The organism is Chitinibacter sp. ZOR0017, assembly GCF_000799095.1.
GTDB lineage: Bacteria > Pseudomonadota > Gammaproteobacteria > Burkholderiales > Chitinibacteraceae > Chitinibacter > Chitinibacter tainanensis.
Genome location: NZ_JTLG01000014.1, coordinates 101,880 through 113,533 on the forward strand (window position 1 = coordinate 101,880; position 11,654 = coordinate 113,533).

The following is an 11,654-nucleotide window of genomic DNA, read 5'->3' on the forward strand; positions in this document are numbered from 1 at the left end:
GCATATATCGATCTGCACCTGCTCTTTTCACCGCGCATTCTTCGCTGACCGGTGTTGGACTCTATTAATCTCCAAAGCAAAAACCTTGTCAACACCCCCTGTGATCTAAAAAGTGGTCTTTTTCCAACAGCAAAAAAAACTCTGTAAAAAAACTACCAACTACATGACAAAAGAATTATTGCGCCGCACAACAATCCTCACCCAAAGACGAAAAAATAGCGTAAAACCACTGCAAAATGCGATGTGCACCGCAACATTAGCGCTCGTTGATGTAGCTTTTTCAATAACGTGATGTAGTTTTAAGTCCATTCACTACCTAATTTTTTTCTTGGAGTGGCTTATTTTGGCTGCAACTGTGACATAGCACACGCCCACAATACTTACCCAATATTGACAAATAAAGAACAAATTCGTCAACAATAAAAAGCTTACTGAATGAGCCGATTTAAAACTGCCGCTCCGCCACAAAGTCAGCAACTGGTATTGCTCAGTCGGCCAAAATCTCAGCTCATTTATCTCGCAATTTGCACCGCCCAAATAAAAAAACGCCACGGCAAGCCGTGGCGTTTTGCGGATTGGGCGCGAATTACTTGCGCTTGATACCGTAGACTTTGCCGTTAGGCAGCGTCAGAGTGAAGTTGGTTGGCACTGGCATTGGCATGAAGATACGCATACCGATGGTGATGGTTTTACCTGGGCCGAAGTCAGTCACGCCCCAAGTAGTGCCCACAGTACCTTGCTTCAGTTGGTAGGCTGGACGATGGAAGGCATTTGGCAGACCACCTACGTTACCTACTTTGTTTGAAGCTACAGTTGCTGACCAAGTACCGCCGCTGTAGATATCAACCAGGTTCTCGATCCCTTTACCTGCTGGAGGTGCGAAAGGTTTCAGGAACTCAACCGTTGACGAAGTCAGCGGAGTCGAAGGCGCCACATCAAAGGCCACTTTCGCACCAGTCAGATCAACATTCGAGTTGTTTTTCAGCTTCAGACCAATCTGGATTGGGTAGTTGTCTTCACCTTTTGGCAGGAAGCCTACGAGGTCAACATCAACATCCAGTTGCTCAGCTGGCTGAACAAACTTCTCATCGCCTGGCAGTACGCCGTACGGTGTAGCGTTTTTCAGCATCTGGCCAGCCAGAGAAGTTAGAGTGCTACCGAAGTAGTAGTAACCCAGACCGTTTTCTGATGGTTTGCTGTAGTCGCCTGCCAGCTCCCAGAACATGATACCGCCGGCACCTTGGTCGATCGCGTACTGTACTTTAGCCTTGAACGATTTTTCGTTTTCGGTCGACAGGAACACTTTCGTAGTTGGGTTCCACAGCCATGAAGACTGAGCGATGTCATCGTAGTTCTCGATATACGTACCGCGAACTTTCGATTCTGGTTTGCTCAGGTCGTGGCCATAGATACCAACGTATGGTGTTGGCAAGCCATCACGCAGGTTATTGGCGTGCCACAGTGGGTTAGCACCGGCAAACATTTCTTTGCCGTTGGCATCCACGTCAAACCACAGGTTGTCGATACCTTGTGCACCGAAGCCGCATGGCGCACCGGCTTTCGGGCTCAGCGCATCAGGACCCAGGTTGCCACCAGTACCGTTGTAGCAAGTCTTCTGATCAGCAACCGCTGCAGTACCCCACAGACCGTTGGTGCCACCAGTTACATTTTGCCAGCCACGTGTGTAGTAAGGCAGACCGATATTCACACGACCACCTGCCAATGCAGTGCGGAAGTATTTGTATGACCAGTCAATGTTCAGGTAACCCTGAGCGTTGTAGTACTTACCATCGCCTGCAGTGTCGTAGATCTTGGCATCAGCGATCTCGCTGTCTTTACCAGTATCGTACAGCGCGGCGTTGTGACCCACGAAGTGGTTCCAAGCACCGTGCAAGTCGTAGCTCATGATGTTCACGTAATCCAGGTATTTCAGTGCCTGGAAGCCTTCGAAGCCACGCAGCAGGTAGCCTGAAGATGGTGAAGCAATTGTCAGCATGTAGTACTTGCCTTGGGCCGCAGCGGCTTTGTCCAGCTCCAGACGCAGCGTTTTCATCAGCGCCATGTAGCCGTCCCACAGTTTGCCACGCTGCTTATTGGCAATCTTCCAGTCGTCTGGGCTGCCCGCATCCGACATTGAAGTTGGGTATTCGTAGTCGATATCGATACCATCCAGACCATATTTGGTCACGAATTCAGCCGCTGATTTAGCGAAGGTATTGATACGATCTTGGCGAACCGCACCAGTTGCTTCATCCACGGTCAGTGAATAGAAACCACCGCTAGCAATACGTTTGCCTGAATCATCGAAGTAACCGCCAGTTTCAGCCCAGCCGCCAACCGACAGCAGCAGTTTCACGCCTTTGGCATCTGCATGCTTGTTCAGCATGTTGAAGTGGCCTTTGAATGGCAGTGATGGATCCAGCGCGTATTTCGGACCTTTATCATCCCAAGACATGCCGGTTGCGGCATTGGTTGGGCCATCGGTACCGACAGAAACTTTCCAGTTCTGGTCGATGTGCGCAAACGCGTAGTTCACGTGCGTGATGTCGTTCCAAGGCACATCGGCAGCCAGGTAAGCAGGCTGACCGTTTGCGCCATTACGCCAGCTGGTGAAGTAACCGATGCTGCGACGTTTCATACCATTGGCGAGCTTCTCGCGGCCATTGGTATCGTAAACAGTACAATATGGAACGTTTGCAACTTCAGAAACCAGACCCACTGGACGACACTGGTCTTGGCTGCCAGCGGGTGGCGTCACTGAAGGTGTTGGGGTTGGAGTAACCACTGGCGTTGGCGATGGCGAACCCACAGGTGTTGGGGTTGCAGTAACCACTGGCGTAGGTGTTGGTGAAGCCGTTACCACTGGGGTTGGGCGAGCAGTCACAACCGGAGTTGGAGACGCGGTAACCACCGGCGTTGGCGATGCAGTTACTACTGGCGTTGGGCTTGCGGTCACGACTGGCGTTGGCGACGCAGTCACAACTGGCGTTGGTGATGCGGTTACCACTGGGGTAGCCGTAGCGCCGCTACAAGCACCTTCATCTTTCCATGGACCCCACTGATCAGTAGAAGAAGGCGTTTGGCCTTGAGTCCACCATTTAGCCGAGAATTTACGGCCGTTATATGAAACTACAGCGCCGCCAGTGTAGGCAGTCGCTGAATTCCAAGCCGCCACATTGCCACAACCCGCTGGCGCAGCAGTCGGTGCGGTGGTTGGCGCAGCGCTAGGCACTGCGGTTGGAGCAGCAGTAGGCGCTGTAGTCGGCGCGGTGGTTGGTGCGGTGGTTGGTGCAGCAGTTGGGTTAGTTGAAGCACCCACTGCTTTCCACAGTGTTGGGGTGGTATCAGGGGTCCAGCCAGCACCGACATAAGCGGTATGGGTCACCAGCGCAGAGTAGTCCACGCCTTTATAAGTAACGACTGTGCCAGCATTGTACGTATTGCCTTCTTGCCACAACGGTGCGGCATAGCTGTAGGCCACGAACATTGCAGCTGGCAGGGCAGCAAGTGCAAGACGATTAAAACGGGACATTAATGTCTCCTCCGATTTTATAAATGGCATTGGCACTAGTGGATAAGTGGTCTTGCCCACCAACTGCCTGCTTGTCACCGTATTGTAAGTATCTGGTGATTTTTACCGCTAGCCAGCTCGCTTTGAGGGCTGAGCCTAACCAGTGAGACTGTTTTAACGTGCCGAGAAAAACCTTGTCAACACCCCGATTTGGGCTTGTGAGTTAGGCCACTGAAGCTTTTTTTTGTGGACTACATAAAACTACATAAAAACCGCAATATAGAGTTGTGCGCTGCACAATTTAATCAAAATATTATTGTTTTTATTGATTTTTTTTGCAACATAAAAATAGCGCGCCACACCATTAGCGCTTGCTGATGTAACTTTTCATTGCGCCTGTGAGTAGTTTCACAGACAAAATGCCTTCACTTTTTTTCCTGCTTGAGTGTTTCAAAAAAGTGAATTCCACCTCGTCCACACAAATACTTACACTATGATTTCTTTTTTGCTTTCCACTGGATTTCTAAGTCTTTTTGTAAGTACCCGCCACGGACTGGTATTAGGCTACGGCGCCCAGCGGCTTATCCCTGCAAGGAAACAAGCATTAAACGCGGTGGCTTGGTAAAATCGCCCCTTGTGGCCTCGGGCGCCATCTGATAAAACCATGCCTCACCGTTTGGGCGCGTTAAAATGTTGATTCGTAAACTATTTAAATTTGAAAATGCACATATTGTGCGCAACTGCTCATCCGAGCGTTGCCGCTCTTCCATTCACGGCCACAGCTATAAGGTTGAAGTGCTGCTGGAAGCCAGCGCGCTGGATCACGGGCAGATGGTTTACGATTTTGGCTTAATGAAAGGCACGATCCGTGATGTGATCGATGCGTTCGACCATGCAGTGTGCTTTTGGGATAAAGACGATACCGAGTACATCCGCCTGTGCCAGACCTTCTCGGCGCGCTGGATTGCGATGCCGGTCTCCCCTTCGGCCGAACAGTTTGCGCGACTGTTTTTCGTGATTATCGACCAGATTCTGGCACAAACGATTATGGCCAATGGCGAAGCCGATGTGCGCCTGCATTCGATCATTGCGCATGAAACCGATACCGGCTACGCACAAGCCTTCCGCGATGATGCCTACAACCCGCGCATGGGCACCATTCGGCTTGAGGACATCATCTTTTCGCCCCAATGCCAGGCCGAATGGAAAGACCCCGATATGTACCAGAAACTGCTCAGCCAGCAGCAGTTTTATAATCCAGCCGTGCCACGGCAAGTTGACGCCTAAGGCCAAACCAAGGGGTATGGCCGTATAAAGCACAATCAATAAAGGCTACAGCAATATACCCTAGTACCACTCATCACTGCGGCGTGGGCTGAGTAGATACACCAGCATCAGCAACACGGCAACAAACGGCCATAGATCGCCCATGATTTGTGAGAGCCCGCTAAAGTGCAGCAAGTGCCCATACTGCCATTTAAATAGCGGCAAAGTAGCCGACAATTGCGGGGTGAGCGGCCACACCAGGCTCACCACCGTCGCCAGCGATAGACACAACACCGACAGCAAGGCGCGATAGCGCCGCTGCAGGCGCCAACACAAAGCCAGAAGCAACACGCCGCCCACGCCCCCCAGTACGATATTCAGATTCAGCCAGACAAAAAACTGCTCCGGCCGCAGCAACATGCCGGCAAAAGCCATTTTCAGCAGCAAGGCAGTACCCAGGAGCGCAAACATCGCACGGGGGAAATCCCGCTGATATGCCAGCAGCACCGACACAAACAAGCCCACCCCAACCAGATTCAACATCATGCCGCCGCCTTCCAGCAAGCGCAGAAATAGTGCGGCATCCGCCAGCGGCGCAATAAAGGGCTGCGGCAAGCCACGTGGCTCGACCACCACGCCCAAAAAAGGCTGGCTTGGGTCAAGTTGGGCCACCAGCCACACCACCAGCCACACCGCCCCCCACTCCATCATCCGGCCAGGGGCTAAAACTTCGTGCCGGAAAATTAACCAGCGCTGCATCCAGCGCCGACTGCGCAGCACCAAACCAATGGCCACTCCGATCACGCCACCGGCGGTATTACTTAGAATATCCAGATTCGAAGCCACCCGCCCCGGCAAAAATTGCTGCACAAATTCAACACTGGCGGACGTGAGTGCGCACAGCAACACCGCCAAAATCGCCGCAAACCAGCGCCGCCGAAACAGCAGCATCCAGCCTAAGCCGAGCGGAATATACGCCAGCACATTGACCGTGTTATCAAAGAGGGTGGTGTAGTACGGCAGCGGATAGGCGTAAAAGGCAAACACCGGCTCGCCCGTAAAGCGCCAATCGCTAAAGGGAAACAGGCTCACTACCAGCACCAGCAGCAAAGCCACCGCCACAAAGAAGGGTGACACCCGAGTCGGCTCGGCTTGGCGGGCGAGGTAGCGGATAGGGGGAAATCGCGCCATAGCGTAGGAAGAAAAACGGGGGCTTACGCCCCCGCTTGTCGTTCAGCTCATTTTATTTTGCAGTTTTGACTTGGGTCCACATCCGGCCCAGATCGCGCAGCGCTTTGCCTTCCAGCGCATTCAGCTGCTGCAGTTTCTTCATATTGTCGGCACTTGGGAATACCGCGCTAATGGCTTTCACTTCAGGCTTCACAAACGCTTGTGATGCCGCGTTTGGGTTGCCTGAACCAATGGCATTGGTCAGCTGGGCTGAATTTTTGCCATCGAGCATAAAGTTGATGAACTTGGCCGCCAGATCTGGGCGTGGGGCTGATTTCAGCACCATCATATTATCCAGCGACAAGGTGTTACCTTCTTTTTGCAGACTGTAGGCAATCCCGAATGGGCGCTTGGCCGCTTTGGCATCGGTGTTGGCTTGGAACATATCGTTCGAGTAGCCGTGCGCCACCCAGATATTGCCCAGGGTCAGCTCCTTGATATAGCTTTGCCCATTGAACGCCGCCCAGAATGGCTTGGCTTTCAGGATAGTCTCTTGGGCTTTTTTCAGCTCTTCTGGCTTGGTCGAATTAGCCGAGAAGCCGTTATACATCAGCGCAGCGGCAAATACTTCGCGGCTATCATCCAGTACCGTCACTTTGCCTTTGATTTTGGCCAATACGGCTGGATCAAAAATTATCGCCCATGAGCTTGGATCGATGCCCAGTTCTTTGATCTTTTTGTCGTTGTAGCCCACCAGCGTGGTAGTGAAGGCGTATGGCACCGAGTATTGATTGCCCTTGTCGAAAGCGCTGTTCATAAACGATGGGTTTAGATTTTTGATGTTCGGCAGCTTGGATTTATCCAGCGGTTGCACCAAGCCCTGCTTCACCAGGGGCTGCACTGCAAAACCGGTTGGCACGACCACGTCGTAGCCTTTCGCACCAGCCGAGAGCTTAGCCAGCATTTCTTCCATCGCGCCGTAGTAATCTTGCACCACGCGGCATTTGCAGCTGGCTTCAAAATTCTTGACGGTTTCTGGGGTGATGTAGTTATTCCAGTTATAAAGATGCAATACATCTTCAGCGTTTGCGGTGCCCGCGGCCAGCAGCAGGGCCAGTAAGAACTTTTTCATTTTGTTCACCATCAAGAATTAAAAGTGGAAAAACTTGGCCACCCCAAGTTGCGCGATTATGCCACGAATTATTGTCTTGTCGCGGCAATCTGCATGCGGTTGACGGTTTTTTGCACAAGACCTTGATTACCCGCAGGCAAGAAAAAAGGCAGCGCGCTGCGCTGCCTTTTTAATCGCGATAAGGCGGCTTTATTCAGCCCGCAATGCGCTTGGTGCCACCTTGCTGGCAATCACAATCAGCACCAGCGTGAGCAACATCAACAGCGTTGAAATCGCATTCACTTCCGGTGTAACCGCAATCCGGATCATCGAATAAATCTGCAGCGGCAACGTTGAAGCACCCGCCCCTGCGGTAAAGAAGGTGATCACGAAATCATCAATCGACAAGGTAAACGCCATCAGTGCACCCGCAATAATGCCGGGCATAATCAGCGGCATGGTCACCAGGCGGAAGGCCTGCAATGGCGTCGCGCCCAAATCACGCGCGGCCTCCACCAAGGCATCATCCATCCCTTGCAAGCGCGAACGCACCACAATCGCCACAAAGCCGATACAAAACGCGATATGCGCCAAGGTGACCGATACCAGCCCCAGCGTCATATTCAGCATCACAAAGAAGATCAGCAGCGACACGCCCATCAGGATTTCGGGAATGGCGATCGGCGTGAGTACCAGCAAGGGCAGCAAGCGCAATTTGTAGCGATGCATGGCAATGCCTGCCAGCGTACCCAGTATCGTGGCGCAGCAGCTGGTCACGATGGCGATCAACAGCGAATTACGTGCGGCCACCAGCATTTGCTCGTTATGCAGCAGATGCTCATACCATTTGAAGGTAAAGCCCACCCACTCGGCATTGAGTTTGGAATCGTTAAAGGAATACACCACCACAATAATCAGTGGCACATACAAAAAGGCATAGGCCAACAGCGCCGCTGCCCACAGCCATTTCGATTGTTTAGAGTGCATCGCGCTTACCTCCGCGCCCAACCATGGCCGCCAGCCCCGCCAGCAGCAATACGGCCAGCGTCAACATAATCGACAGCACCGAGCCAAATGGCCAATCGCGGCTATCCAGGAATTGCTGTTTGATCAGATTGCCGATCATGATGCCATCGGTACCACCAACGAGATCCGGTACTGCAAACATCCCCAGCGCCGGAATAAATACCAGCGCCGCGCCGGCCCATACCCCCGGGAGGGATAGCGGCCAAGTCACCTTCCAGAAACGCTGCCAGCCCGATGCCCCCAGATCTTGGGCAGCATCCAGCAAGGCCATATCGTGTTTTTCCAGATTGGCATACAGCGGCAACACCATGAAGGGCAGGTGCACATACACCAGCACGATAATCACGGCAAAGTGGCTAAACATCAGCTGCACCGGGCCTAAACCCACCACACCCAAGACCTGATTGAGCGCCATGGTGAAATAGCCCTGCGGCCCCAGAATAATCATCCAGGCATACACGCGGATCAGGAAGTTGCTCCAGAACGGCAGAATTACCAGCAAGATCATCAGATCGCGGTATTTCTTTGGGCTGCGTGCGATCAGCCAAGCCAGTGGATAGGCCAACAGCAAACACACCAGCGTGGTGATCCCGGCATACCAGAACGACTTCAAAAACAGCTCGATATAAATCGGGTCTGAGAAAAACAGGCCGAAATTATCGAAAGTCAGATAGTCGCGCCAGTTTTCCGCCGTCACCAGCAATTCGTTGGCGCCGGTGTCGGGGTTTGGCCCAATCAAAGGCAGCAAGCCACCGTAATCACCCGGATAACGGAAGGCCGCAAAGGCCATGATCAACGATGGAATTGCAAAGAAAATGATCAGATACAGCAGCGGTGGCCCGGAAATGAGCCATTTATTAATTCGATTGCTTTTCGCCATGACCGCCCGTCCTTAGGCCAAGATGAAGTGGCCAGCGTCATAGCGCCATGCCAGCTCCACCTGATCATTATCATCAAAGAACTTCGCCCGCCCTGGTGCCGAGTTAGGTAGCATGGTTTCAACCAGCATGCCGTTTTCCAGCTCAACGATATAAATCGTTACATCGCCCAAGTACAGGCAATCATGCACCCGGCCTTTGAAATGCACTTCGTCAGCGTCGCCAGTGGGCAAGGTCGCGCCCAGCTTAATTTTTTCAGGCCGCAAGGTCAGGCAACCACTTTGGCCCACTTGCGCCCCCGCCACCGGCAGCGTTTCGGCAATACCCACCCCGGCGATTTCCACCTGCATGCGGTCGGCGCCAATTGATTTGATCGTGGCATCCAGCAAATTGCACTGACCGATGAAATCGGCCACAAAGCGGCTTTTCGGATAGCTGTAGATGGTTTCCGGCGCATCCAGCTGCGCCACCTGGCCTTTATTCATCACGGCAATACGGTGCGACAGCGCCAGCGCCTCGCCCTGATCATGCGTGACATACACAAAGGTAATGCCGATTTCTTTTTGCAGATTAATCAGCTCGATCTGCATTTCTTCGCGTAGCTTGGCATCCAGCGCCGAGAGGGGCTCATCCAAAAGCAGCAAGCGTGGGCGATTCACCAAGGCGCGGCCAATTGCCACCCGCTGGCGTTGCCCACCCGACATTTCATGCGGGTAGCGGCTGGCAAACTGGCTGAGACGCACATCATCCAGCACTTCGGCTACTCGCGTTTTGATTTCTTCGGCCGGGACTTTGGCCATTTTCAGCGGGAACGCAATGTTCTGCGCCACGGTCATATGCGGGAAAAGCGCGTAATTTTGGAACACGGTATGCACCGGGCGTTTTTCGGGCGGCACCCCGGCCATATTGACGCCGTCGAGCAGAATTTCACCTGAATCAGGCTGCTCAAAGCCGGCCAGCATGCGCAACAGCGTGGTTTTACCGCAGCCCGATGGGCCCAACAGCGTAAAGAATTCGCCCGCCTCGACTGAGAGGCTTACGTGGTTGACCGCTGTAAAATCACCAAACTGTTTTACAACATCACGAATCTCGAGCAGCGCCATGATTATCCTCACGAAAAAGCCGCGACATTTTAGCAAACTCGCTCCCATGGGGGGGGAAATCGGCGAAAAAAGGGCTGTGTGGCGGCAAAATGTAGGGATTACTCTAACTGCACAGCGCATTTCATTCGCCCCGAAGGCCATGGATTGCCCTAGAATAGCGTTTTGGATCAACTCTGAGTCAGGCAAGACCAATAGAAATGCGACTCATTCGTAAGAACTAATTGCCTGTGGAAACCCGCGTACACGTTCTGGACTTGCAAATTGGGCTCTATGTCACCGAGCTGGATCGGCCGTGGCTGGATACCCCATTTCTACTACAGGGCTTTCTGATCGAGCAGCACCAGCAACTGGAGCAGCTGCGCGAATACTGCGAATACGTCACGGTCGATTTCAGCCGCTCGAATGGCGGCATCAATCGCTGGGCCGGGCTGTTTGATATCAAACCCAAATCCGACAAAGCCGCGTTTAGCGCCCCGCCCATCAGCGCTTTGCTGCAACATAATCCGCAAGAACAAGAGCGCCGCGAACGGATCAGCCTCTTGCTGGAGTTGCGCCGCCTCTTTGCTGGCTTGTTTCAGCGCGACACCGCCACGCCACGCCGCAGCTTTAATACGCAGGTCATTCTGTATGATCGCGAAGAGCAAGTAGAAGTCGAGCTTCCCAAAGCTCAGGCCGTCCATAAAAGCTCGCAAACCTTTATGCGCAGCTTTATGGAATCTGTACGTAAAGAGCTACACCCCAAGATCGAAGAAGCCAATGCGGTGGTCAACGATCTGGTGGATTCGATCGTACGCAACCCCAATGCCCTGCTGCTACTCACCCAGCTAAAAGACCGCGATCAGTACACCTACTCACACTCGATCGATACCGCCGTGTATTTGCTCGCCTTTGGCCGGCATTTGGGCTACCCGGTGGAGGAACTACGCAAGCTGGGCCTCGCTGGCCTGATGCTTGATATTGGCAAAATTCGCCTGCCCGAAGATCTGCTTAATCGCACCGGGCGCTATACGCCGGGCGAATTCATGCTGATGAAAACCCATGTGCAGCATAGTCTCGATATTCTGGGGCAGATGGATAACGTACCGCTGGATGTGGTGGATATGGTGGCCCGCCATCATGAACGCTATGACGGCAGCGGCTACCCACAGGGGCTCAAAGCCGAAGAAATTGGTATGTTTGGCAGCATGGCGGGGATTGTTGACTGTTTCACCGCGCTCACCAGCGAGCGCACCTACTCTGATGCCAAACCCGCACATGAAGCGCTGCAACTGCTGTACAAGTGGAGCGAAAAATATTTCCACCCGGCGCTGGTTGAGCAATTTGCGCAGTGCATAGGCATTTTCCACGTCGGCACCTTAGTTGAGCTCTCAACGGGTGAAGTCGGGATTGTGATTGGCCAAAACCGGGTCCGCCGACTAAAACCCAAATTAATGGTCATTCTGGCGCCGGATAAAACGCCCTACGCCAAACCGCACACGCTAGATTTGATCACCAATCCAACGGCCCCGAATGGCTTGCCGATCTCTTTGCGGCGCGAATTGAGCCGGGGCGCTTACAATATTGATCCGCGCGAGTATTTCCTGGAGTAG

At 53.0% G+C, this 11,654-nt stretch carries 9 protein-coding genes and 1 pseudogene; 3 read left to right on the forward strand and 7 right to left on the reverse strand.

Annotation, left to right across the window (positions count from 1 at the left end):
- Nucleotides 1-586 precede the first annotated feature (586 nt).
- On the reverse strand, nt 587-3,232 hold the full coding sequence (locus L991_RS17210; RefSeq protein ID WP_156128981.1) for a glycosyl hydrolase family 18 protein: 2,646 nt from the start codon (nt 3,230-3,232) through the stop codon (nt 587-589).
- Between L991_RS17210 and L991_RS18005 the strand changes: the two genes are divergently transcribed.
- Nucleotides 3,210-3,371: a hypothetical protein gene (locus L991_RS18005; RefSeq protein ID WP_374749637.1), complete on the forward strand. Its 162-nt coding sequence runs from the start codon at nt 3,210-3,212 to the stop codon at nt 3,369-3,371. The genes L991_RS17210 and L991_RS18005 overlap by 23 nt on opposite strands.
- On the opposite strand, the pseudogene L991_RS18010 reads toward L991_RS18005, so the two are convergent.
- Nucleotides 3,335-3,562, reverse strand: a pseudogene (locus L991_RS18010) (carbohydrate-binding protein); the annotation flags it as partial. The gene L991_RS18005 and the pseudogene L991_RS18010 sit on opposite strands and share 37 nt — an antisense overlap.
- Nucleotides 3,563-4,201: 639 nt before the next feature.
- Between L991_RS18010 and L991_RS04345 the strand changes: the two are divergent.
- On the forward strand, nt 4,202-4,798 hold the full coding sequence (locus L991_RS04345) for a 6-carboxytetrahydropterin synthase (protein WP_047392647.1): 597 nt from the start codon (nt 4,202-4,204) through the stop codon (nt 4,796-4,798).
- Between the two features lie 60 nt (nt 4,799-4,858).
- Here the strand turns inward: L991_RS04345 and L991_RS04350 are convergent, their stop codons facing one another.
- From L991_RS04350 to L991_RS04370, 5 genes are all read right to left on the reverse strand, one after another.
- A complete protein-coding gene (locus L991_RS04350) occupies nt 4,859-5,968 on the reverse strand; it encodes a VanZ family protein (RefSeq protein ID WP_052190597.1) in 1,110 nt (369 codons plus the stop codon).
- Nucleotides 5,969-6,020: 52 nt separating this feature from the next.
- Nucleotides 6,021-7,079 carry a spermidine/putrescine ABC transporter substrate-binding protein gene (locus tag L991_RS04355; protein ID WP_028450011.1) on the reverse strand — a complete coding sequence of 353 codons (1,059 nt, stop codon included), beginning with the start codon at nt 7,077-7,079 and terminating at the stop codon, nt 6,021-6,023.
- Between the two features lie 189 nt (nt 7,080-7,268).
- Nucleotides 7,269-8,045, reverse strand: a complete 777-nt coding sequence (locus L991_RS04360) for an ABC transporter permease (RefSeq protein WP_047392649.1) — start codon at nt 8,043-8,045, stop codon at nt 7,269-7,271.
- Nucleotides 8,035-8,964, reverse strand: a complete 930-nt coding sequence (locus tag L991_RS04365) for an ABC transporter permease (protein WP_047392652.1) — start codon at nt 8,962-8,964, stop codon at nt 8,035-8,037. Before L991_RS04365 ends, L991_RS04360 begins: the two co-directional genes overlap by 11 nt.
- 12 nt (nt 8,965-8,976) lie before the next feature.
- On the reverse strand, nt 8,977-10,065 hold the full coding sequence (locus L991_RS04370; RefSeq protein ID WP_047392655.1) for an ABC transporter ATP-binding protein: 1,089 nt from the start codon (nt 10,063-10,065) through the stop codon (nt 8,977-8,979).
- 227 nt (nt 10,066-10,292) lie between these two features.
- Between L991_RS04370 and L991_RS04380 the strand changes: the two genes are divergently transcribed.
- Nucleotides 10,293-11,654, forward strand: coding sequence for an HD-GYP domain-containing protein (locus L991_RS04380; RefSeq protein ID WP_028450015.1), 1,362 nt, complete (start codon nt 10,293-10,295; stop codon nt 11,652-11,654).